This window comes from Bacillus sp. PAMC28571 (genome assembly GCF_014250435.1).
GTDB classification, from domain to species: domain Bacteria; phylum Bacillota; class Bacilli; order Bacillales; family Bacillaceae; genus Bacillus; species Bacillus safensis.
The window spans coordinates 1,647,970-1,673,646 of the sequence record NZ_CP060191.1 but is presented as its reverse complement, the minus strand read 5'-3'; the positions used below and the strand labels follow the sequence as shown (position 1 = coordinate 1,673,646).

Sequence of the window (25,677 nt, the reverse complement as noted above, 5' to 3'; positions counted from 1 at the left end):
TTCGGAGGAGGAAGGTAAGAAAGAGATGATGAATTGAAGAAAATGAAAAAAAGCCCCTGAAAAGGGACTTTTAAAAACGGGTGACTTGTACAGGAAATTCTTTTACCCCAAAAACAAACGTGCTTTGAATAGGTTTTAGCTGATCTGTAGCGCATGTGATGTCTTGAAACGTATGGAGTAAAACGTCAAGCGCAATGTTGCTTTCAAGCCGGGCAAGCGGTGCACCGAGACAAAAGTGAATGCCAAACCCAAAGCTCATATGCGGATTTGATTTTCGGTCAAGCCGGAACGTATCTGGATCTTCAAATTTCTGTTCATCCCGATTTGCCGAAGCAACCCAGCTGATGAGGTAGTCTCCTTTTTCAATGCGCGCGCCTGCAATTTCAACATCTTCTGCAGCGATTCGGCCAATGGCTTGAACAGGGGGATAATACCGTAACGTTTCCTCAGTCAATTGAGGAATAAGAGAGGGGTCCTGCCGAACTGATTCAGCGATATGCGGCTGCTCTGTCAGCAGTCGTACGGCATTGGTTATTAAATTGGTCGTTGTCTCATTGCCTGCAACGAGTAGTAGAATACAAAAGCCAAGCAGTTCATTTTCCGTTAAACGCTCTCCATCAATTTCCGCTTGAATGAGAAGCGAGATCAAGTCATCGGCTGGTGTTTCTTTTCGTTTTTTGATCAAATGAGCAAAATAAACGGACAGCTCCTCTTCAGCGCGTTTCTGCATATCTACAACAGCCTGAATGGCTTCTTTTGATTCATCCTTAGCACCTGCCACAAGGGCATCAGAATGTTTTTTAATCAGCTCTCTGTCCTGCACCTCTGCACCGAGAAGCTCAGCGATGATCATCACTGGCAGGGGAGCTGCTAAATCTTGCACAATATCAAACGTACGTTGGTCCTTAACTTGATTTAATAGATCATGTGTCAAGTCTTTGATCTTATCTTCTAATTGCTTGATCGCTTTTGGGGTGAACGCTTTATTCACAAGCGCTCTCATCTTTGTATGTTTTGGAGGATCCATCGTTAAAATACTTGTTTTAGACGTGCTTCTTCCTCGCTGTGAAGAGAACACTTTAGGCTGTTTTAGAACAGACTGGATATCCGAATATCGAAAGAGATCCCAGCACTTTCTTGTCTCATCATATCTAATATCACTTTCTGCACGCAGCTCATTGTAAATAGGGAATGGGAAAAGAAGGTCATCGGTAGAACGGATTTCTTTCATTGGAATCACATTGACATAGTTTTCTTTCACTTTCATTATGAACGCTCCTTTTTCACATGATTTCTCTTTCACGGTATCACCAGTAAAATATCATTTCAACGGACATGTTTTCTAAAATATGTCAATAGTCTAATCGAAAGATTCAAGCACATTCACTATATAGGAAAATAGAAAGTCATTAAAATGAGAGCGCTTTCTGAAAAATAGAATTGAAGTCACCGAAACCAAAAATAAATTGGTGAATCCAGTCGAACGAAAGGGTCCTATGATTCAAATGATCATAGTTCTTTTGATCTAAATTACTGTATTTGAAAAACACGGCTAACATACTTGCAGCAAGCTGCCGGCCATGCATTCGGGACTTTTGAAAAGCGCTGGCTCTTTCTTGACACGATTTCTCATCATGTTACGATTACTAACGTGCGAAAAACACGAACAAAAAGCGAACAAGGGAGAGGATCAATATCATTGATCAAAAGAAAGTTGCTTTCATTGGAGCAGGCTCTATGGCTGAAGGAATGATTGCAGGGATTGTGCGATCAGGACAGATGCCGCTAGACCAAATTTACGCAACAAACAGACAAAATCAACTTCGATTGAATGAACTAACGAAACGATACGGAATCCAAACAGCCGCAATGGATTCATTTCCTTTTGAAGAAATGGATATGTTGATCCTGGCCATGAAGCCAAAGGATGCTGAAGCAGCCCTTGAATCATTAAAACCTCGTATTCAGCCAGATCAGCTCATCATGTCTGTCCTTGCAGGTGTCAAGCTATCGTATATTGAAGACATGCTGCATGAAGGCCAGCCTGTTATGAGGGTCATGCCAAATACATCAAGTACGATCGGGGCATCAGCGACTGCTTTATCTGCTGGACGTTACGTGAAAAACGACCATATGAGCATAAGCCAGGATCTTTTATCTGAAATGGGCGAAGTCTATACCATTCAGGAAGAGCAAATGGATATTTTTACTGGAATTGCTGGAAGCGGGCCCGCCTACTTTTATTTCTTAATGGAAAGAATCGAAGAAGCAGGAGAAGAGGCAGGTTTATCAAAGGAATTGTCTCGCCAAATTGGCGCGCAGACACTCCTCGGTGCGGCAAAAATGCTGCAAGAAACAGAGGAAAATCCATCTGTCCTAAGAGAGAAAATTACGTCACCAAATGGAACAACTGCTGCAGGACTCAATGCATTAGATGATTTTGGCGGAGGAGAAGCGATCAAGCAGGCTGTCAAACATGCTGCCAATCGATCAAAAGAGATAAGCAATCAGCAAAAACAAAAAGTATCTATATAAATAGAGCTCAGGTACAGGAGTGATTAGGTGTACGCAGATAAAGAGAGAAAACGAATTGTTGTGAAAATCGGAAGCAGCTCTCTTACTAGCTTTCAAGGTGAGATTAGTTTAAAAAAACTAGAAAACCTCGTCAATCAAATTGTGAAACTCAAAGATGAAGGACACGAAGTCATTTTGGTTTCATCTGGTGCGGTTGCAGCTGGTTACCGAAAACTAGGATTTATCGATAGACCCAAAACACTGCCGGAAAAGCAGGCATCTGCCTCAATTGGGCAAGGGCTTTTAATGGAATCATATTCTACTTTATTTTTATCACACGGTTATATTGCCTCACAGCTCTTAATCACAAGAAGTGATTTTTCTGATGAAACGCGCTATCAAAATGTGCGTAACACAATGAACGTGTTATTAGATCGAGGCATCATCCCAATTATTAACGAAAATGATACAGTGACAATCAATCGGTTGAAGTTTGGAGACAACGATACATTGTCTGCAAAAGTAGCTGGCTTAATTGATGCGGATTTCCTTGCCATTTTATCTGATATTGATGGCTTGTATGAAGATAATCCTCATACAAATCCAAATGCAAAGAGAATTCTCGAAGTGACAGACATCACAGAAGACATCGAAGCAGCTGCTGGAGACGCAGGCAGCAGCGTAGGTACAGGCGGAATGAAATCAAAGCTCGATGCGTTTAAAATATCAATGGCCGCAGGGATCAATGGCTTTTTAGGAAAAGCAGATACGCCTGACATTTTAGACAAAGCGATCAATGGGACAGAGGATGGCACTTATTTTACCGCTGACGAAAATGTAGCGCCGCTCAATTATAAGAAGCAGTGGATTGCCTTTCATTCTGGACCAAAGGGTGAGATCGTGGTTCAAGAGAAAACACAGGAATTCCTCATGCACCGAGAGGGAAGCCTTGATTCTGATGGGATTGTCAACGTAAAAGGTTCGTTTAAAAAAGGCGATGTGGTCCGTATTTTAGATCAAGATGGAAGAGAAATAGGTCTTGGCATTGTGAATTATGCGTCAGATGAACTCGCACGTAAGAGTGATTTGTTACAAGATGAAATCGTGCATGTCGTCGATCTTGAAGCATTTGTTTGTCATTTAGATTTATCCATTCCAGTTTGTTAACCAAAAGGGAGGAATTCCATGACACTGACAGCTGAAGTTGTCACATCGGTCAAAGAAAAAGCGAAAAAAGCAAAGCATGTTTCAAAAAAACTAAGTTTACTTCAAACAGAGGAAAAGAATGACGCGCTTCTTAAAATGGCAGAAGCATTAGAGCAAAACAGCCGCTTTATTTTACAGGAGAATCAAAAAGATTTAAATGCCGGGAAAGAAAAAGGCTTCTCAGAGGCACTCTTGGATCGATTACTGTTAAATGAAGAAAGAATTCATGAGTTTGCTGAAAGTTTGCGGCTTGTGACGAGATTAACAGATCCTGTTGGAGAAATATTGGATGAATGGACTCTTGATAACGGCTTACACGTAAAAAGCCGAAGAGTACCGCTCGGTGTGATCGGGATGATCTATGAAGCGAGACCGAACGTCACTGTCGATGCAGCAGGCCTTGCCTTAAAGGCAGGCAACTCAGTGATTTTAAAAGGCGGTTCCTCCGCTATTTCTTCCAACAAAGCCATTGTCAGTGTGATCCATGAAGCATTGGATCAAACAAAGATTCCTCGTGATGCGGTGCAATTGATTGAACAAACAGACCGTTCATCGGTTCAGGCGATGTTTCAACTTAAAGAATGGATCGATGTGTTAATTCCGCGGGGCGGAGCTTCCTTAATCAAAACAGTGGTGGAAGAATCCACTATCCCAGTGCTTGAAACAGGGACAGGAAACTGCCATATCTTTATTGATCAAACCGCGAATGTGAAAAAAGCCATTGAGATTGTGATCAATGCGAAAACGAATCGTCCGGCTGTATGTAATGCACTTGAGACGCTGATTATTCATCGCGATTGGCTGAAAGAAAATGCAGTCTCATTAAATGAAGCTTTGCAGGAGCACCGTGTCACTGTACATGGCGATCAGGCAGCAGAGTCTTACTTTTCAGATGCGGTTCCTGCTGGAGAAGTGGATTGGACAGATGAGTATTTAAGTCTTGATCTTGCAGTGAAGGTAGTCGATTCAATCGAGGAAGCGATCAGCCATATTGATCAGTACGGCACAAAACATTCAGAAGCCATCGTGACAGAAAATGAAAAACATGCACTCACGTTTCTAAACGAAGTCGATGCGGCGGCTGTTTATCATAACGCATCGACTCGCTTTACAGACGGCGGCGCACTTGGCTATGGAGCTGAAATCGGCATCTCTACTCAAAAACTCCACGCAAGAGGGCCAATGGGACTTCCTGCACTCACGACAACTAAGCTGCTTCTATGTGGCGACGGTCAGATTAGAATCTAGAAAGATTCAAGAAACACTACCTTTTTATGAGGTAGTGTTTTTAACTTTATTTAAAAGAAATACACGTTATCCTACGTTTGCACAATTTTTCTTCATGATCTTCTCAAATTTAAAAAATTCAAATTCCTCAGGTGCTAAAGGTTCATTGCCTTGATGTGCTTCATGAGGTGCGTTTGGATCTGGATGGTGTAAGTGATAAAATTCAACTATTTGAAAGCCGCACTTATTGACATAAAAATGAATGTTGCGTTTTTCAAAGTATGGAGTCACAACCTCCCATGCAATCGTTTCTGGATATTGCGCCTCGATGGCTTTCCATGCTGCCTGACCAATGCCCCGGCTGTGAAAGGATGATGAAATGTATAGCAAATCAACCGAGTTGTGATGTGTCTCTTGGTTGATTTTGATAACAACGCCTCCTGCCTTTTCACCATTTAGCATAATATGATAAACAATGTGTTCATTCGAATGAAAAGATTCATCAATCACTTCATCTGGAGGAATTGGTCCACCATGCGCATCGCCAAATGCATCGATCACACCAGCTGTAAAAGCTTTCTGGAGCTCTTTTTTCATTGAAGGGAAGTCCTCTTTATTTGCTTGTGCTAATGTTACTTCATGTTGAGTTATTTTGTTCATTTTTTTATCCTTTCCATACGTAGTGATGTTTCTGGATGTTATAATAAAGGATGGAGTTACTCCATAGTCAAGAAAGGAGCCTTCCTCATGATCAATGATGTGCAAAAAACGTTTTTTACTGGAGAATTTGCCAAGCTATTTGATGTCAAAAAAGATACGCTTCTGTATTATGATAAAATCGATTTATTTAAGCCGGCTGGTGTTCACGAAAATGGATACCGCTACTATACACTTGAGCAATTTGACCATTTTATTGCGATTCAATCCTTGCGGGCTGTTCAATTTCCGATCAAAGAGTTAAAACAATATTTCACAGAACCTTCCCGCGAGAGACTGCAAAGCCTAGCGGCCGACCAAATAAAAAAGGTCAAACAAGAGATTGAAAAACTTCAAGACATCCAGGCTTTTCTTATGCGGGTGATGGAGACGACACATGAATTAGCAAATGTGAAAATAGGGGAGGTCCTGTTTCAAGAGCTGCCAGAAGAACCCGTGGTACTAAGTGCATCAAACCCGATCGACTTCAATACACCTGTAGAAGAAATATCACGTATTGTAGGGGAATTTTTAAAGGGAGTTGGCATAAAAGGGGCTGCGGCAAATGGTTCTGTCTTAAAAAAGGAGCAGTTCCGTAAGCGGCACTATCATCAGTCAGATCAGCTGTTCTGCCGAATGGATGGCCCGGCGGCAGTCAAAAAACCTGGCGGGCTCTATGCGGTGATGTATGATCAAGGAACATTTGATGAGATCGAATCTGCTTATTCGCATTTGTTAGATGAAATCGAGAAAGAGGGCATGATGCTGGATGGAGATGTATATGAGGAGTATTTACTTCATTCGCTCATGTCTAAAGATGAAGCAGAGTATATAACGAAGCTCAGTGTAAAAGTGAAGAAGCGAGTAGATGACAATTGAAAAGAGGATAGACAGCATGTGACATGCGTGTCTATCCTCTTTTTTTGATGTTATCCCACTTGATTTTCGGCAAATTGACTCATATATAAGTCTGCATAGAAGCCTTTTTGTTTTAAAAGTTCGCTGTGCGATCCTTTTTCAATGATGCTTCCATCCTTCATGACTAAAATAAGGTCTGCATCCTTGATTGTTGAAAGTCTGTGTGCAATCACGAAGCTCGTTCTGCCTTTCATCAATTCATTCATTGCTTTTTGAATATGCATCTCTGTCCGTGTATCTACACTGCTTGTTGCTTCATCTAATATCAAGATCTTTGGATCAGATAAAATGGCACGGGCGATGGTTAACAGCTGGCGCTGACCTTGAGACAGGTTGCCTGCATCTTCTGTTAACAGTGTGTCATATCCATCTGGAAGCGTGCGGATGAAATCATCTGCATAGGCATGTTTGGCGGCTTTGATGACATCCTCTTTGGAAACGTGCTGCCTGCCATAGGCAATGTTGTCGTAAATCGTTCCTTCAAAGAGCCATGTATCTTGAAGAACCATCGCAAATAATTCTCGTACTTGCTGACGGCTGAGATCAGTTGTTTTGACACCGCCAATGCGTATGGAGCCTTGATCTAATTCGTAAAAACGCATTAAAAGATTAATGATGGTCGTTTTTCCCGCGCCTGTTGGTCCGACAATGGCAACCGTCTGTCCTTCTTGCACATCTAAATTCAAATCTTTAATAATCGGATGATCTTTTTCATATCCGAATTGAACTTGTTCAAAGCTCACATCACCTGAGAGTGATGCAAGATCAATTGCCGCATCTTCTTCGGTACTTTCTTCTTCCTCATCAAGGATTTCAAACACCCTTTCAGCAGAAGCGATCGCTGATTGAACTAAGTTTGCGACGCTTGATGCTTGCACAAGCGGCTGAGACATTTGCTGTGTGTATTGGATAAACGCCTGCACATCCCCGACACGAATATTCCCATTAATGACTAGAATCCCGCCGGCTACACTGACTGCCACATAGCCAAGGTTCCCGATGAAGGTCATCATTGGCATCATTAAACCAGAAATGAACTGCGCTTTCCTTGAAGATTCATACAGCTTTTCATTTAATTCATCAAATGTATCGATTGCTTTCTTTTCGTAGCCATACGCACGAACTGTCTGATGTCCTGTGAACATCTCATTAATATGTCCATTGATCGTGCCAAGCTCTTTTTGCTGCGCTTTAAAATGCTTTTGAGAAAATGACGTAATGCCGCGAATCGCAAACAGGCTGAGTGGCAGCGTCAAACAAACAAGCAATGTAAGCAGCGGACTGATGAAGAGCATCATGACGACAATCCCAATGACTGTAATCACAGATGTAATCACTTGGGTGAGCGCCTGCTGAAGCGATGTATTAATATTATCGATATCATTCATCACACGGCTTAGCGTGTCCCCGTGGGTTGTTTTATCAAAATAACGAAGGGGGAGACGTGTGAGCTTGTCATTTGCTTCCTGCCGTAATTCAGCAATGGTCTGTTGAGAGACTCCAGCCATGACATATTGCTGAACGAATGAAAAGAGGGAAGCAACGACGTACAGCACGACAAGCAGCAATAAAATCCGTGAAATGACGTCAAATTGAACGGCTGTTCCATTCGTAAAGCTGTCAAATAGGGAAGAGGTGGCATCCCCAAGCAGCTTTGGACTAATGACGTTAAAGACAGTTGAACCAATCGCTGCAATAAAGACGATGATCAGCTGAAATTTCCTTGGTTTTAAATAGCCTGTCAAACGTAGCAGTGTTTTCTTAAATTCCTTCGGTTTTGCGGCTGGCCCTTTAGGGTGGCCGCCTTTATGGCCCATGCCAGAAGACATTTTCTTACTCATCCTCGCTCACCTCCTGACCTTCCTGAGAGGCGACAATCTCTTGGTATACAAGATTGTCCTTTAATAATTGTTCATGTGTTCCGATACCTGCGATTTTCCCTTCATCAAGTACAATGATTTTATCACTATGCTTCACTGTACTGATTCGTTGAGCCACAATGATGAGGGCTGCATGAGCTTTTTCTGCTTCTAATGATGCCCGCAGCTTCGCATCTGTTTTGTAATCAAGTGCTGAAAAGCTATCGTCAAACAGATAGAATGATGGTTTTCGCACTAGCGCCCTTGCAATGGAAAGCCGCTGCTTTTGGCCGCCCGATAGATTGGAACCACCTTGATCAATTTCTGCATCAATTCCGCCATCTTTTTGCAAAACAAATTCTTCGGCCTGCGCAGTTCGCAGCGCCTGCCAGATGTCTTCATCGCTTGCATCCTGCTTGCCAAAGCGCACATTGTCGGCAATGGTTCCACTGAATAAAACAGCTTTTTGAGAGACATAGCCCATTTGGTTTCTCAGTTTCTCTTGTGGCAGCTCTCTAATATCTACACCATCTAGTGTAATCCGGCCTTCTGACACTTCATAAAAGCGCGTCATCAGCTGGAGAAGCGTTGTTTTCCCAGAACCCGTACTTCCGATGATGGCTGTCGTTTCACCAGTTTTGGCTTCAAACGTGATACCTTGAACGGCCGGTTTCTCAGCATTTGAGTAATAAAATGACACATCCTCAAAGCGAATGGATTGAGCGGGCTTGTGAAGGTCAGTCATAGACTCTTCTTTGTCTTTAATCTTTGGTTCCATGTTTAACACTTCATTCATGCGTTTAGCTGACGCTTGTGCTCTTGGGACCATAATAAAGCTCATCGACAGCATAATCAGTGCCATTAAAATCATCATCGCATATTGAATGAAGGCAATGAGATTCCCAACTTCCATTTCTCCGGCATCAATTCGGTTTGCACCAAGCCAGACAATGCCGATATTCGTGAAGTTCATGATGATCAGCATAAATGGAAACAAGTAAGCCATTAATCGGTTAACTTTAAGACCAGTGTCCTTATAGGACGTGTTGGCTTCTTGGAATCGCTCCTTTTCATCATCCACACGGTTAAATGCACGAATAACGCGGATGCCTGAAAGAGATTCCCGCATAATTAAATTCAGCCGGTCTGTTTTTTTCTGAAGCTGGCCAAATAGAGGGATGGCTTTTCTTGACACCAAATAAATGAATCCACCAAGAAGGGGGAGGGCTGCCAAAAAGATAAGAGACAGGACAGCATCTCTGGAAACAGCCAAAATAATTCCGCCCACAAGCATGAGCGGGGCCCGCGTCATCATTTGTAAAATCATAATCGTCACATCTTGGACTTGTTTCACATCATTTGTTGATCTAGTAATAAAGGAAGATGTGCCGATCTTTTGAAATTCTTCTAATGAAAATTGTTCGACATGCACAAACAGCTGTCTTCTCATATCACGGCCGAAGCCAAGTGCTGTCTTTGATGACAAGTAAGACTTCCAAATGGTGAGCAAAATGGCGAGTAGAGAACAAGCCACCATCCAGGCGCCAACCTTCCATATGTAAGCAATATCTCCCTGGACGATACCGACATCAACGATATCTGCTGTTAACGTCGGTAAATACAGCTGGAGCATACTGCTTAAAAAGGTGAGAATGACAATGGACACAACGGACAGCCGATACGGCTTTAAAAACGATAAAATTGATTTCATACGAATACCTTTCTTCCATATAGTCTTTTGTTCTGTAACCCATCATATACAAAGAGGGATTATTTCTACAAATGAAATGTCTTCTTTTAATGAATTATTTATATTGTTCAATTTTAGAAAAGAAATCCTTCACAAACACATAAAAATCATGGGCAGAAGGAGACATTTCGCGCGTTTTAGATGCAATAATGCCAACCGTTCGTCTCACTTGAGGAAAATCGATTGGAATTTTCACTGTAAATCGGGGTGTTGTTTCATAAAAGGCGCTTTCGGGTAATAAGGTAACACCCATACCTGCCGAGACGAGACCTTTAATGGCATCCAAATCTTCTCCTTCAGATGAAATGGTAGGCTCATAGCCTGCCTGCTTGCAAGCATCAACCGCAATTTGTCTCAGCACATACCCTTCAGGAAATAACACGAAATGATCCTTTCTTAAATCACTTAAATGAATACTCCTTTGTCCGCTAAAGGGGTGGCTAACCGGTAAAAGGGCATATATGCTTTCGGAAAACAAAATATTTCCTTCTATTTGAGAATCGTTTGTCGGTACGGGTCCTAAAAAGGCGAGATCGATATCTCGATTTTTGACCGCTTCAATGAGAAATTTATAGGATCCTTGACGAAGTAAAAAATCGACCTCTGGATATTCCTGCTTAAAGGCGGAGATGACAGAAGGGAGTACTTGGCTTGCTAGACTTGTAGGAAAGCCAATATTCACCGTTCCTTTGTGTGGATCTAAGTATTCATCAATTTGCTCTTTTGCATAATCAATGGCTTTGAGTGCAGTTCTGACATGATCTAAAAATTGTCTGCCGATCTTCGTTAATTTGATATTTCGTCCTTCTCGTTCGAATAAGGCCACTCCAAGTTCTTCTTCTAAATTCGCAATCTGCCGGCTGATGGCAGATTGGGCAACATGTAAGTTTTCAGCCGCTTCTGACACGTGTTCACGGTCTGCGACTTCTACAAAATAACGTAACTGACGAAGCTCCATTTTTGCACTTCACACCCATCTATCTCAAAAAGAGATTGTTTTGATCTAAATTATATATTGTTTATATCAATTTGAAAACTTAAAATAAGTTACAGAGTTTGTGAGATTTTATTACTGTGAAAAAACGGATCTTTTAAACGGGGGAGAGAAACGATGACTTATAATCAACTACCACAACCACAAGGTCTCTACCGTCCTGAATTTGAACATGATGCATGTGGAATCGGACTGTACGCCCATTTAAAAGGGGAGGCGACACATAGCATCGTCAAAAAGGGATTACAAATGCTGTGCCAGCTTGATCATCGCGGCGGGCAAGGCAGTGATCCGTATACAGGTGATGGTGCCGGTTTAATGGTACAGCTGCCAGACGCTTTCTTTAGAAAGAACTGCAAAGAATTTGCACTTCCTGAAAAAGGCCGTTACGGGGTAGGAATGGTCTTCTTTTCAAAAGATGATGACGAAAAAACGCGTCAAGCCATCGAACAGAAAATCAACGGGTTCATTAAACAAGAAGGCCAAACATTAATTGGCTGGAGAACGGTTCCTGTCGATGCCGGAAAAATTGGTACTGTCGCAGCGAAGAGCTGTCCGGTTGTGAGACAGGTCTTTATCGGAGCAAACGACAACATCACAGATCGTTTGTCATTTGAACGAAAATTATATGTCATCCGTAAGCAGGCTGAGAACTGGGGAACAAGAGAGGAAAAGCAATTTTACTTTGTCAGCCTGTCGAGTCAAACCATCGTATACAAGGGGCTTTTAACATCAGATCAAGTCGATGCTTTTTATCTTGATCTACAGGATGAAACATTTGTTTCTGCATTTTCACTTGTTCATTCAAGATTTAGTACAAATACATTTCCTACATGGGAAAGAGCCCATCCAAACCGTTACTTAATTCACAACGGAGAAATCAACACATTAAGAGGAAACATCAATTGGATGAGAGCAAGAGAACAACAATTCGTATCTGAAGCCTTCGGAGACGATTTAGACAAGATTTTGCCAGTGCTGAATGCAGACGGAAGTGATTCATCCATTTTAGACAATGCCTTTGAATTCTTTGTGCTTGCAGGCCGTACACCTGCTCATACAGCAATGATGCTGATTCCTGAGCCTTGGACGGAAAACACGCACATGTCGAAAGAGAAACGGGCATTTTATGAATACCATAGTTCTCTCATGGAGCCGTGGGATGGACCAACAGCCATTTCCTTTACGGACGGGAAACAAATCGGGGCCATCTTAGACCGAAACGGATTGAGACCGGCAAGATATTATGTCACGAATGATGATCATATCATTTTCTCTTCTGAGGTTGGCGTAATTGACACAAATGAAGAAGATGTGAAGTATAAAGATCGACTTGAGCCTGGTAAAATGCTGCTCATTGATCTAGAAGAAGGACGAATTATTTCTGACGAAGAAGTGAAATCGACCATTGCGAATGAACTGCCTTATCAAAAATGGCTCGATGAAGAAATGGTCCACGTCAATCGCTCGGAAGAAAATTCAGAAAATTCTAGTATAATGGATGATTTATTGACGCGTCAGCGTGCGTTCCATTATACGTATGAAGACATTCAAAAGTATTTAATTCCTTTACTAGAGGAAGGCAAGGACCCAATCGGTTCAATGGGAAGTGACACACCGCTTGCTGTGTTATCAGATCGTGCGCAGTCTCTTTTTCATTATTTTAAGCAGCTGTTTGCACAAGTCACGAACCCGCCGATTGATGCCATTCGTGAGCAGCTCGTGACATCAACCATGACTTGGTTAGGTGCCGAAGGCGATATTTTACATCCGAATGAATATTCATGCCGAAGAATTAAACTTTATACACCGGTCTTAACGAGCGGACAATTTAACGGCTTGAAAACGATTGTTCATAATGCCTTTAAAAGCAAAACAATCCATACACTTTTCACCGATGATTTAAAGCGCGGACTGGATGCGATGTTTGAAGAGGCGGAAAAAGCGATCAGAGAAGGTGTCTCTTTATTAATCCTTTCAGATCGTGAAATGACAGCACAAAAAGTACCGATTCCACCACTTCTTGCGCTAAGTGCACTTCATCAGCATCTTGTGCGTCAAGGTCTACGGACAAAGGTCAGTCTGATCGTTGAATCTGGAGAGGTGAGAGAGGTCCATCATTTTGCCGCACTAATTGGCTACGGCGCAGATGCGATTCACCCTTACCTTGTCTATGAAACGTACAAACAGCTGATTGCAGACGAAGCGATTTCGATCAGCTTTGATGAAGCTGTTACAAAGTTTGGTAAAAGCGTGACAGAAGGTGTCGTCAAAGTCATGTCCAAAGTGGGAATTTCCACTGTGCAGAGCTATAGAGGCGCGCAAATCTTTGAAGCAGTTGGGATTAGTGAAGACGTCATTCAAGCGTATTTCACAGGAACAGCTTCACAGCTTGGTGGGATTGATCTTGACACCATTGCTCATGAGGCAAAACTTCGCCATGAAGCAGGGTATCAAGCAGCAACAGACCAGACACTTGAATCAGGCAGTGAATTCCAGTGGAGAAAAAATGGAGAGCATCATGCTTTTAACCCAAAAACGATCCATACGCTCCAGTGGGCATGCCGTAATGAAGATTACGATCTATTTAAACAATATACAAAAGCAGCGGATGAAGAAAGAATCGGCTTCCTCAGAAACTTGTTTGCATTTCAGCCAAAACAAAAGCCGGTTCGTCTGGAAGAGGTTGAATCTGCTGAATCCATCGTGCGCCGCTTTAAGACAGGTGCCATGTCATTTGGGTCTTTAAGTAAAGAAGCGCATGAGGCACTTGCGATTGCGATGAACCGAATTGGCGGTAAAAGTAACAGCGGAGAAGGCGGAGAAGATCCTGCCCGCTTTACAGTAGATGAACACGGTGATGACCGCAGAAGTGCGATTAAACAAATCGCTTCTGGCCGATTTGGTGTGAAAAGTCATTACTTGGTCAATGCAGATGAACTGCAAATTAAAATGGCGCAAGGAGCAAAACCTGGAGAAGGCGGACAGCTGCCAGGAAATAAAGTGTATCCTTGGGTGGCCGATGTACGTGGTTCTACGCCAGGTGTCGGATTGATTTCACCACCGCCGCATCATGATATTTATTCCATTGAGGATTTGGCACAGCTGATTCATGATTTGAAAAACGCGAACCGTGATGCACGCATCAGTGTCAAGCTTGTATCTAAAGCCGGCGTTGGCACGATTGCAGCAGGTGTAGCAAAAGGAACTGCGGACGTCATTGTTATCAGTGGTTATGATGGCGGTACAGGAGCTTCACCGAAAACAAGTATTAAACACACAGGGCTTCCTTGGGAGCTTGGATTGGCAGAGGCGCATCAAACCCTTGTGTTAAATGGTCTTCGCGAGAGAGTCGTTCTTGAAACAGACGGAAAGTTAATGACTGGCCGCGACGTTGTGATGGCTGCGATTTTAGGAGCAGAAGAATACGGATTTGCGACAGCTCCACTTGTCGTGCTGGGCTGCGTGATGATGAGAGCATGTCATTTAGATACTTGCCCAGTCGGTGTTGCCACACAAAACCCAGAGCTTCGCAAAAAATTCATGGGTGACCCTGATCACATTGTGAACTTCATGATGTTTATTGCAGAGGAAGTAAGAGAAATCTTAGCGGAACTCGGCTTTACATCAATGGATGAATTAATCGGACGTACGGACGTCCTGGCGGTCAGTGAACGAGCAAAAGCTCACTGGAAAGCAGGCCAGCTAAACCTTGAAACACTGCTTTATCAGCCAGAAGGAGCGCGGACATTCAGAACACCGCAAAATCATAAAATTGACGAATCGCTGGATATGAATGAAATCCTTCCTTATGTGCAAGAAGCGCTGAATCATCAAACACCGGTTGATCTATCATTGAACATTCGCAATATCAATCGTGTGGCCGGAACCATTACTGGCAGTGAAGTGTCTAAGCGCTACGGGGAAGAGGGCTTGCCAGAGGATACGATCACACTCAGATTCACTGGTTCAGCTGGACAAAGCTTTGGCGCATTTGTGCCAAAGGGCATGTCTCTCTATTTAACAGGTGATTCAAATGACTATATCGGCAAAGGACTCTCAGGAGGCAAAATTGCTGTGAAAACGTCTGATCATTTTGTACAAAATGGACATGAAAACGTCATTGTAGGAAACGTTGCATTTTACGGTGCAACTAGCGGAAAAGCTTATATTAACGGCCGTGCTGGTGAACGATTTGCTGTTCGTAATTCAGGTGTACATGTGGTTGTTGAAGGAATTGGAGATCACGGCTGTGAATACATGACTGGCGGACGTGTCGTTATTTTAGGAGACGTTGGGAAAAACTTTGGTGCAGGTATGTCTGGCGGTGTGGCTTACATCCATACATCGGATGCGAAACAGTTCAAAATAATGTGCAATATGGAAATGATCATGTTTGAAAAGCTCACAGATCATGAAGAAGAACAAGAAGTGAAGCAGATGATCAAGGAACACCTTGATTATACAAACAGCTCAAAAGCAGCAGCACTTCTTGAAAACTGGGAGCAAGAAAAGGATCAATTCATCAAAGTCATTCCGAGAAATTACAAAATGATGCTTCAAAGCATTGAAGAACAAAAACAAGCGGGCCTCAGTCATGAAGAAGCGGTGATGTTTGCCTTTGAAGCAAACACAAAACCGAAAAATCAAGAAACGGCAAACGGGCAAAAAGCAGCCCTCGCTCATTAAGAAAGGGGAGAGGACAATGGGCAAAGCAACAGGTTTTATGGATTATAAAAGAGAAAAGCCAAATGAACGTGACCCTCTCACTCGTCAAAATGACTGGAAAGAATATTCAGCTCCTTATACAGATGACGTATTGAAAAAGCAGGGCGCTAGATGTATGGATTGCGGAACACCGTTTTGTCAAATTGGGATGGAGATCAGGGGCGGCGTGTCTGGCTGCCCGATCTACAACTTAATTCCAGAATGGAATGATCTTGTCTATCGCGGGAGATGGAAGGAAGCACTCGAAAGACTGCAAAAAACAAATAATTTCCCAGAGTTTACTGGGAGAGTATGTCCTGCACCTTGTGAAGGGTCATGTACAGTCGCTATCAATGATCCGGCTGTTTCGATTAAAAATATCGAACGCACGATCATTGATAAAGGTTTTGAAAATGGATGGATCACACCAAGAATCCCTTCAAGCCGTACAGGGAAGAAAATTGCCATTGTCGGCTCAGGACCAGCAGGACTTGCAAGTGCTGATCAATTAAACCAAGCAGGGCACGCTGTCACAGTGTTCGAGCGTTCTGACCGTCTTGGCGGACTGCTGACATACGGGATTCCGAATATGAAGCTCGACAAAGAAGTGGTCGAGCGAAGAGTCAAACTTCTAAGACAAGAAGGCATTGACTTTGTGACGAACACAGAAATCGGCGTGGATATTACTGCTGATGAACTGAAAGAGCAGTTTGATGCAGTTATCCTTTGTACAGGTGCACAAAAGCAGCGTGACCTATTGATTGAAGGCCGGGAAGCAAAAGGGATTCACCTTGCGATGGATTATTTAACCCTTGCAACGAAAAGCATGCTTGATTCAGGATTTAAAGACAAAAACTTCATTGATGCAAAAGGAAAAGACGTGATTGTGATTGGCGGAGGAGATACAGGTGCGGACTGCGTGGCAACTGCACTTCGCCAAAAAGCAAAAAGTGTTGTTCAATTTGGGAAGCATCCAAAGCTTCCGGATACACGTGTAGGGGATAACATGTGGCCAGAACAGCCTTATGTCTTCTCGCTGGATTACGCTTATGAAGAAGCACAAGCAAAATTCGGAGAAGATCCGCGTCAATATTCAATTCAAACCACAAAAATTGTGGCAGATAAAAATGGGAAATTAAAAGAGCTTCATACCATTCAAATGGAAAAGGTGAAAAACGAACAAGGGAAGTTTGAATTTCATGAAATTCCAGGGACAGAAAAGGTATGGCCTGCTCAGCTCGTCTTTATTGCAATTGGTTTTGAGGGAACTGAACAGCCGCTTGTGAAACACTTTGGCGTGGACAGCAAAAACAATCGCATTGACGCAAAATATGGGGAATATACAACAAATGTAGAAGGCGTATTTGCAGCGGGAGATGCAAGACGCGGGCAAAGCTTGATTGTCTGGGCAATTAATGAAGGCAGACAAGTGGCGCACGAGGTAGACCGTTATTTAATGGGGAGTTCGGTTCTGCCAAAATAGGTCAAACAAAGGGTGTTACAATATAAAGAAAAGCCATGACCAACGTGTGGTCATGGCTTTTTAGGTATGGTTGATTAACACTTTTTTACGTTTAAGCTGCGATACGACTAAACAGAGGAAGACAATCAGAACAAAAAGGGAAATGGTCAAAAAGCCAAACGTATATGAGCCAGTCAATTCTTTTAAACTGCCAAGAATATTAGGTAGAAAGAATCCGCCAATGCCTCCAGCAGCCCCAACAATTCCGGTCACAATCCCAATTTCTTTATGAAATACTTGAGGCACCAGCTGAAAAACAGCGCCATTTCCCATCCCAAGGCACATCATCCCCACAAATAAAAGCGCAATGACCACAGGTAAAGCTGGAAGACTGCTCACGCCTCCTAAGCAGATGCCGATGATTCCGAATAATCCAAGCAGTACTTTCATTCCGCCTATTTTATCGGCAATGAGACCGCCCACAGGCCGAAAGAAGCTGCCTGCCGCCACACAAAGTGTCACAAAATCACCAGCATGAATCTTCGAAACCCCATATTGATCCACAAAGAAAATACTGAGGAAACTGGAAAGCCCGACAAACCCTCCGAATGTGATCGCATAAAGCAAACAGAAAAACCATGTCGATTTCACTTGAAATACTGAAAAGTACGACCGAATCGGCTGAGGAGCGGGCTGATTTGGTGCATCTTTTGCAGTGAAAATAAAAAACAAAAAGACAAGACTTAACGGAATCAAAGCGAGCCCCATTACGGCATGCCACCCGTAAATCTCCGCAAGTCTTGGACCAAATAAGGTGGAGATTAGTGTTCCACTATTCCCGGCGCCTGCAATCCCCATGGCTACTCCTTGTAAGTGAGGAGGATACCAGCGGCTTGCCATTGGCAAAGCAACAGCAAAACTTGCTCCTGCTACTCCAAGCAAAATCCCAATCAGTACGAGCTCTGAAAGGGTTGTACCAGCGATAAACCCCCAAATAAGCGGAATCGTCGTTAAAAGCATTCCTATCACTGCAGTCTTTTTAGGTCCTATTCGATCGGTGAATAAACCAAGCACAATCCGAAAAAAAGAACCAGATAGAATTGGAATGGCCACAATCATGCCTTTCTCTACGGTTGATAAAGCAAAATCTTGTGCAATAAAAGCACCCAGCGCCCCTAACAAAACCCAAATCATAAAGCTCACATCAAAATATAAAAAGGAACCAAACAATGTTTTAGGATGACCACTTGATTTTAATTCTGAGAGTTTCATAAAACGCCTCCTCCATTTTGAATTTTCTGACTTAAAGATAGCGAGTTCACTTATGTAATGAAAGTATTATGTGAGAAAAATTGACATGAATAAACACTTTTTTACAAGTATGTGCCATAATCAATCCATACAATGTGCTCGAGCAAGAGGCTTAGAAAGGTTGATTTCAGATGGCAAAACGCAAACTTGTGTTTATCGGAAACGGCATGGCGAGTATGAAATGTATCGAAGAGATCATTCAAAAGCAGCCAGAACATTATGCCATAACAGTCATTGGAAAAGAGAAGCACTCTGCCTACAATCGCATAAAACTTTCGTCGATTTTACAAAAAAGCGAATCATTAGCTGAAATTCAACTAAAGGAAAAAGAATGGTACACCGCACATGACATCACATTGTACAAAGGAGAATCAGTTGTACATATCGATACAAATCGAAAGTGTGTCATGACAGATGCGCGCCGGGAAATCCCCTATGACAAGCTCGTCATTGCAACGGGTTCATCGCCGAATTTTCTTCCTATTCAGGGTGTGTCCAAAAAAGGGATATACGCTTTTCGGACAATTGATGATTATGAGGCCATTTGTGCGGATGCGGTGCATTATCAACAAGCAGCAGTGATCGGAGGCGGCGTGCTTGGTGTGGAGGTAGCAGCCGGTCTGCAGCTGGCGGGGCTTGAAACCACCATCATTCATTATACGGAGCGGCTGATGCAGCGCCAATTAGATGAAACAGCAGCCGGATTATTACAGCGAAAATTCATTCGAAAAGGCATTCAGGTGAAAACAAATGCCCATACCATTGCATGCTTAGGCGGTGAGAGGGTAGAAGGCGTTCTATTGAAAAATGGAGACATCGTGGATGCTGATCTTGTTGTTTTTACAACAGGTATCCGTCCGAATATACAGCTTGCAGAGAATCATGGCGTACACACGAGAAAAGCCATTGTTGTCAATGACGTGATGGAGACTAATATCCCGAATATTTATGCGATTGGAGAATGTGCAGAGCACCAAGGGATGGTGCATGGCCTTGTTCAGCCCATTTATGAACAAGCAAGCGTGCTCGCTAAGCATCTTTTAGGAGAAAAAATCACACATACACCAAAGCCCATTTACTCAACAAAATTAAAAGTACCTGATTTGCCGATTTATTCTGCTGGATGTATTGAACATCATTCTCCGTTTATGTCAGCTGTGACTTATTTAGATGAAGAGCAAGAGGTGTATAAAAAATTCGTCTTTGAACGTCAGGCGCTGGCAGGTATTTTATTCGTCGGAGAGCTGGGGAATGCCGATCAGCTTTTGCAAGATGTAAAAGTGGGACGTGATAAAAGTGTGGTCATGAAAGCCCTTCATGAAAAGCCATCATCCCCACTAGATTCATTAAAAATGGAAGACCTCGTCTGCCAATGTCAAACCGTTACAAAAGGGACGATTTTAAAAAGCATTTTGGTTCATCAGCTGACAAACTTAGACGAGGTGAAAAAAAAGACAGGAGCAGCAACTGGGTGCGGCGGCTGTCAAGAGCTCGTCCGTGCTTGCTGCCAGTTACCATCACATGAACAAACGGAATCGCAGGCCTTTTTTTGTCCATGTACAGAAGTAGATGGGCAGACCATTTTTTCGTTTATTAAAAAGCAGCAGCCGGTGAATGCTGAAGAAATAAGAAGACATTTTCAATGGAAAACGAATCACGGCTGCGGCATCTGCCAGCCGGCCATTCAATACTATCTCGAGCAATTTCAAGGATCGGTGGAAAAAATCGGCGCTGCTGAACAGGAAGACATGTTGACTCCTCAATTATATGGGGGCCGGCTTGATCTGGATTTTTTGAAAATCATTACGTCTTTGTTAGAGAACAGGCTGATTGAGCAGGCAGAGCTGACAAGGCATAAACGAATACGGCTCATCGGTGTGTCAAAACATGCGGCACAAATCGTCAAAAATCATTGGCCAATTATGCCTAATGAGAAAAGAAGACTATCTCATATCCTTTCATGCGACTGTGACGATCCAGCTGTCACGTCACTTGTGATGGAGCTGGAAAGACAAGTGGAAGATACACTTTTACCAGCTGTCACCTCCATTCATATCACAGGTGCTTCTTGCACGTGTAAACTTGCTCCAATTGATGATATCTGTCTGAAAAAGCAGCTGGGTGAATGGAACATTTATATAGGAGGCCAGCTTTTTTACACCTTGGCTCATTCAAGTGGGCTTATTCCTTTTTTAAAAGCGCTGCTTGAAGAGTATAGAAAAAATGCTTACTTTCAAGAATCCATTGGCGATTGGCTTTCCCGGCAAGGGAACATTTCTATTCGTGAAAAGTTACTTGATGAGGAAATAAGAGAAGAGCTCTGTGCGCAATTTGACCAAAGCAGACAAGGAAATGTAAGACATAAGGATGTGAAGGTATGAGTCAATCTTTTTTACAATATGCCCAGCAAAAATCAAAGCAGGAAGAACAAAAGCGAGTCTTCCCAGCCCAATGTCCTTTTTGCAGTATGCAGTGCAAAATGCAATTAATCGAGCAGCATGTGGAAGGGCGAACACGCTACCAAACGATTGGTGTACACAATCCAACTACGCACGGAAGACTTTGTATGAAAGGACAGCATGCCCACCAGCACGCGCTTCATAAAGATCGCCTGAATCACCCGCTGATCAAAAGAAACGGACAATTTGTAAAAGCGACATGGCAGGAGGCTCTCGAAGAAATCAAAACAAACATAGAATCCCTTCAGCTGTCGCATGGCCATGATGTGATCAGTGTGTACGGAAGCGCATCAATTACAAATGAGGAAGCGTACTTACTCGGGAAATTTGCAAGAGTGGCGCTGAAAACGAAATACATCGATTATAACGGCAGACTATGTATGTCTTCGGCAGCAACTGCCGCAAATCAAACATTCGGACTTGACCGTGGTCTGACCTTTCCTTTAAGCGACATCAAGCATGCACGGGTGTTGATATTGGTTGGAACGAATATAGCGGAATGTCAGCCAACCTTCCTGCCCTACATTGAAGAGGCAAAAAACAATGGCGCATTTCTCATCGTCATTGATCCGCGCAAAACTCCGACAGCCCAATTAGCCGATTTACATGTCAGCCTAAAACCAGGGTCAGATGCCGCACTGGCAAACGGCATATTGCACATCATGCTGCATGAGCATTTAATCGATGAATCATTTATTCATCAACGAACATCAGGTTTCCAAAAACTAAAGGAGCACATCTCACGCATCTCCCTGCCAGACATTGCTGAGCAAACTGGCGTGACGATTGATGTGATGCAGAAAATAGCAAGGAAATTCGCGCAAGAAAAGACAGGCATGATTTTTACAGCAAGAGGCATTGAGCAGCAAATAGACGGTACAGCCTCTGTCCGTAATTTCCTGAATATTCTGCTTGTTACTGGGAAGATCGGCCGCTTTGGATGCGGCTACGGGGCAATAACCGGCCAGGGAAATGGCCAGGGAGCAAGAGAGCATGGGCAAAAAGCAGATCAGCTTCCAGGATATCGAGATATCTCAAATCCTGCTCACAGAAAAGAAATGGCTGAACGATGGAACATTGATGAAAAGGAACTTCCAGGAAAGGGCGTGTCTGCTTTTGAAATGTTTGAAAAAATGCAGGCAGGTGAAATCAAAGCGCTCTTTTTAATGTGCTCAAATCCTGTCCAGTCAGGGCCAAATGCGCACTTGATTCAGCAAGCCATCAAGAACTTGTCCTTTTTTGTTGCCGTTGATTTATTTATGTCTGAGACAGCTGCGCTGGCAGATGTAATTTTACCTGCTTCGTCATATTTAGAGGATGAAGGTACCGTGACAAACGTAGAGGGGCGCGTTACGCTTAGAGAAGCAACATATCCACTTAAACACCAAAGAAAGCACGATTGGCAAATCATTTGTGAAATAGCAGCTGTATTAGGCAAAGGCAGCCATTTTTCCTTTTCATCCGCAGAAGAGATCTTTGAGGAATTAAGAGCCGTAACGAAAGGTGCAAAGGCTGATTATTCAGGCATAACCTATGAAAGACTAAGGAAGGAACAAGGCATAAGGTGGCCTTGTACTCATTTAGAAGACCCGGGAACTGAAAGATTATTTGAACATGCATTCTCACATTCTGACAGTTTAGCGAAGTTTGCCGTCGTCACACACGATAAAAAGGCTGCAAAGGAACCCGTCAGTCAAGAATACCCTCTTTATTTAACGACCGGCAGGGTGATGGCTCATTACCAAACAGGCGTTCAAACAAGAAGGAGCACCTCTCTTGTTGCCAGACAGTTTGAAGCATATGCAGAGCTTCATCCTGATACAGCGAAAACGTATGGACTTCAGCACGGGGAGCTCGTGACCATCAAGTCAAAAAAAGGAAGTGTTATCATCAGATGCCGCATATCAGACACCATTCGAACAGATACCGTATTTGTTCCATTTCACTGGAGCAAACATCAATCAATTAATCAATTAATTGATGATCAACTAGATCCGCACAGTAAAATGCCAGGCTTTAAATATTGTCCTGTACAGCTGTCAGCCTACGTGAATGAAAAACTATGTGAGAAATTTTAACATGTATTTTCCATCTATGTTTAGATTATGGTACTTTCTAAAAAATGATCACATGAGGGGTGTTTTTTCATGAAAGAAAAACTCGTATTAGTGGGGAACGGTATGGCCGGCATTCGAAGCCTTGAAAACATTTTAAAAACAGACGGCGAACGATTCGACATGACGGTATTTGGGACTGAACCGCATCCTAACTATAACCGAATTCTTTTATCGAAAGTGCTTCAAGGGGATACGAAAGTCGAAGATATTACGTTAAACGATTGGAACTGGTATCAAAAGCATGAAATTCAGCTGTTTACAAACGAGACCATTGTGAAGATCGATACAGAGAACCAAACAGTCACCAGTGATCAAGGACGGACCGTATATTATGACCGATTGATTTTAGCAACAGGGTCACTTCCATTTATCCTGCCAATTCCAGGGAGTGATAAAAAAGGCGTGACGGCTTTTCGTACATTGCAAGACACTGAGGAAATGGTCAATGCCTCTACTATGTACAAAAAAGCAGCAGTCATCGGAGGCGGACTCCTTGGGCTTGAAGCAGCACGCGGTCTATTAAACTTAGGCATGGAAGTGAATGTCATTCACCTCGGCTCTCATTTAATGGAACGCCAGCTAGACCCTATTGCAGGACAGCTTCTTCAAAAAGCATTAGAAGAACAGGGGATGAAATTCCTGCTTGGAAAACAGACAAATGAGATTTTAGGAGATACAAGAGTAGAAGGTTTATCATTTTCAGACGGCACTACACTTGAGGCAGACCTAGTTGTCATGGCTGCGGGAATTAAACCGAGTAAAATGCTTGCAGAAATAAGCGGGCTTGAAGTGAACCGTGGTATTATCGTCAATGATTTTATGGAAACGAGTGTCCCGGGCATTTATGCCGTCGGAGAATGTGTGGAACACAGAGGACAAACGTACGGATTAGTTGCTCCTTTATACGATCAAGCGGCTGTACTTGCCAAGCATGTATGCGGCTTGAACCCTGCTCCATATGAAGGCTCTGTTCTGTCAACACAGCTGAAAGTATCAGGAGTTGATGTGTTTTCAGCTGGTGATTTTATTGAAAACGATGAGAAAAAGGCGATTAAAATTTTTGACGAACAAAAAGGCATCTATCAAAAACTCGTCTTCCAGCAAAACCGATTAGTAGGCGCCGTCATGTTTGGAGAAACAAGCGACGGACCTCGTTTATTCTCGTACATTAAAGAAGGAATAGATATGTCGGATATGGAGAAGGTATCTGTCTTAACCTCCAATGATCCGGCGCAAGAAAGCACGATTGACAGCATGGCAAACGACCATATCGTTTGCGGCTGTAATGGCGTGGCAAAAGGGCAGATTGTAGAAGCCATTCAGAAAGAAGGCTTAACAACGTTTCAGGAAGTCAAGCAATGTACAAGTGCCTCACGATCTTGCGGAGGCTGTCAGCCTGTTGTCGAAGAGATTCTTTGGCATACGCTAGGTGAGGATGCAAGCCTGACAGCCCAAAAAGAAACCATCTGCGCCTGCACCACTCTTTCACGAGATGAAGTCATTCATGAAATCAAAGAAAAAGGCTTGCAGCATGTCAAAGAAGTGATGAATGTACTTGACTGGAATACAGAAGAGGGCTGTTCAAAATGCCGACCTGCACTGAATTATTATTTAGGCATGCTTTATCCACTTGAATACAAAGATGAAAAGAGCTCACGCTTTGTAAATGAACGCATGCATGCCAATATTCAAAACGATGGTACCTATTCAGTTGTTCCGCGAATGTACGGCGGCGTCACCAATGCAAATGACTTGAGGAAAATAGCCGATGTCGTCGACAAATATGAAATACCGCTTGTGAAAATGACTGGCGGTCAGCGTATCGATCTTCTAGGTGTCAAAAAAGAAGATTTACCAAAAGTGTGGGCGGATCTAGATATGCCATCGGGTTATGCATATGGGAAATCTTTAAGAACAGTTAAAACTTGTGTTGGAGAACAATTTTGCAGGTTCGGCACGCAGGACTCCATGGCTCTTGGAATTGCACTAGAAAAGAAATTTGAAGGTCTTGCGACACCGCATAAAGTAAAAATGGCCGTCTCTGCTTGTCCGAGAAACTGTGCAGAGTCCGGAATTAAAGACCTCGGTATCGTGGGGATAGATGGAGGGTTTGAATTGTACGCCGGCGGAAATGGCGGCACACACCTGCGGGCTGGAGATTTATTAATGAAGGTCAGTACAGCAGAAGAAGTAGAGCAAATGGCCGCAGCATACCTTCAATATTACAGAGAAACGGCAAATTATTTAGAAAGAACCTCTGCTTGGGTTGAGCGACTTGGCTTAGAGCATATTCAATCAGTACTCCTAGATGATGAAAAACGAGCAGCCTTAATCGAAAGAATGGACATTGCGCTTTCAACATATGAAGAGCCTTGGCAGGAGCTTCGCGAGAGCCAAAAAGACACGAGACAATTATTTCAAAAAGCGACGGCTTCCGTATAAATCAATTGAAGGGAT

At 43.0% G+C, this 25,677-nt stretch carries 15 protein-coding genes; 9 read left to right on the top strand and 6 right to left on the bottom strand.

The genetic code is table 11. The features are described from left to right. Positions 1-70 precede the first annotated feature (70 nt). Positions 71-1,267 carry a cytochrome P450 gene (locus H7F25_RS08180; protein WP_024422654.1) on the bottom strand — a complete coding sequence of 399 codons (1,197 nt, stop codon included), beginning with the start codon at positions 1,265-1,267 and terminating at the stop codon, positions 71-73. Positions 1,268-1,737: 470 nt separating this feature from the next. Between H7F25_RS08180 and proC the strand changes: the two genes are divergently transcribed. Genes proC through H7F25_RS08165 form a run of 3 tightly spaced genes read left to right on the top strand, consistent with a single transcriptional unit; the run spans position 1,738 to position 4,968 of the window. Then, entirely contained in the window at positions 1,738-2,535 is a 798-nt protein-coding gene (gene proC, locus H7F25_RS08175) for a pyrroline-5-carboxylate reductase (protein WP_175579140.1), read from the top strand. Between the two features lie 27 nt (positions 2,536-2,562). Beyond that, on the top strand, positions 2,563-3,681 hold the full coding sequence (gene proB, locus H7F25_RS08170; protein ID WP_024428364.1) for a glutamate 5-kinase: 1,119 nt from the start codon (positions 2,563-2,565) through the stop codon (positions 3,679-3,681). Between the two features lie 18 nt (positions 3,682-3,699). Then, on the top strand, positions 3,700-4,968 hold the full coding sequence (locus H7F25_RS08165) for a glutamate-5-semialdehyde dehydrogenase (protein WP_149126549.1): 1,269 nt from the start codon (positions 3,700-3,702) through the stop codon (positions 4,966-4,968). 66 nt (positions 4,969-5,034) lie between these two features. On the opposite strand, the gene H7F25_RS08160 is transcribed toward H7F25_RS08165, so the two are convergent. Continuing rightward, on the bottom strand, positions 5,035-5,607 hold the full coding sequence (locus tag H7F25_RS08160) for a GNAT family N-acetyltransferase (protein ID WP_149126550.1): 573 nt from the start codon (positions 5,605-5,607) through the stop codon (positions 5,035-5,037). 87 nt (positions 5,608-5,694) lie between these two features. Here H7F25_RS08160 and H7F25_RS08155 point away from each other — a divergent pair, with 87 nt between their 5' ends. Further along, positions 5,695-6,522: a MerR family transcriptional regulator gene (locus H7F25_RS08155; protein WP_149126551.1), complete on the top strand. Its 828-nt coding sequence runs from the start codon at positions 5,695-5,697 to the stop codon at positions 6,520-6,522. Positions 6,523-6,572: 50 nt separating this feature from the next. Here the strand turns inward: H7F25_RS08155 and H7F25_RS08150 are convergent, their stop codons facing one another. The 3 genes from H7F25_RS08150 to H7F25_RS08140 all read right to left on the bottom strand — a co-directional run bounded on the left by H7F25_RS08150 (position 6,573) and on the right by H7F25_RS08140 (position 11,128). Further along, positions 6,573-8,402, bottom strand: coding sequence for an ABC transporter ATP-binding protein (locus H7F25_RS08150; RefSeq protein WP_025093146.1), 1,830 nt, complete (start codon positions 8,400-8,402; stop codon positions 6,573-6,575). Then, positions 8,395-10,131, bottom strand: coding sequence for an ABC transporter ATP-binding protein (locus tag H7F25_RS08145; RefSeq protein WP_185854477.1), 1,737 nt, complete (start codon positions 10,129-10,131; stop codon positions 8,395-8,397). Before H7F25_RS08145 ends, H7F25_RS08150 begins: the two co-directional genes overlap by 8 nt. 94 nt (positions 10,132-10,225) lie before the next feature. After that, positions 10,226-11,128: a glutamate biosynthesis transcriptional regulator GltC gene (locus H7F25_RS08140; RefSeq protein ID WP_034280677.1), complete on the bottom strand. Its 903-nt coding sequence runs from the start codon at positions 11,126-11,128 to the stop codon at positions 10,226-10,228. A gap of 153 nt (positions 11,129-11,281) precedes the next feature. Here H7F25_RS08140 and gltB point away from each other — a divergent pair, with 153 nt between their 5' ends. Both gltB and gltD read left to right on the top strand, forming a co-directional pair. Next, complete coding sequence (gltB, locus tag H7F25_RS08135) at positions 11,282-15,853, top strand: glutamate synthase large subunit (RefSeq protein WP_185854476.1); 4,572 nt, start codon at positions 11,282-11,284, stop codon at positions 15,851-15,853. Between the two features lie 16 nt (positions 15,854-15,869). Next, positions 15,870-17,354 carry a glutamate synthase small subunit gene (gene gltD / locus H7F25_RS08130; protein ID WP_024428371.1) on the top strand — a complete coding sequence of 495 codons (1,485 nt, stop codon included), beginning with the start codon at positions 15,870-15,872 and terminating at the stop codon, positions 17,352-17,354. Positions 17,355-17,414: 60 nt separating this feature from the next. Here gltD and H7F25_RS08125 read toward each other — a convergent pair whose 3' ends face one another. Beyond that, positions 17,415-18,605 (bottom strand): nitrate/nitrite transporter, encoded by a 1,191-nt coding sequence (locus H7F25_RS08125; protein WP_025093149.1) that lies wholly within the window; start codon positions 18,603-18,605, stop codon positions 17,415-17,417. A 170-nt stretch (positions 18,606-18,775) separates the two neighbouring features. Between H7F25_RS08125 and H7F25_RS08120 the strand changes: the two genes are divergently transcribed. From H7F25_RS08120 to nirB, 3 genes are all read left to right on the top strand, one after another. Next, entirely contained in the window at positions 18,776-21,025 is a 2,250-nt protein-coding gene (locus H7F25_RS08120; RefSeq protein WP_185854475.1) for an FAD-dependent oxidoreductase, read from the top strand. Beyond that, a complete protein-coding gene (locus H7F25_RS08115; protein ID WP_185854474.1) occupies positions 21,022-23,181 on the top strand; it encodes an assimilatory nitrate reductase catalytic subunit NasC in 2,160 nt (719 codons plus the stop codon). Before H7F25_RS08120 ends, H7F25_RS08115 begins: the two co-directional genes overlap by 4 nt. Before the next feature lie 69 nt (positions 23,182-23,250). Next, positions 23,251-25,662: a nitrite reductase large subunit NirB gene (nirB, locus tag H7F25_RS08110; protein ID WP_185854473.1), complete on the top strand. Its 2,412-nt coding sequence runs from the start codon at positions 23,251-23,253 to the stop codon at positions 25,660-25,662. The last annotated feature ends 15 nt before the right edge of the window (positions 25,663-25,677 follow it).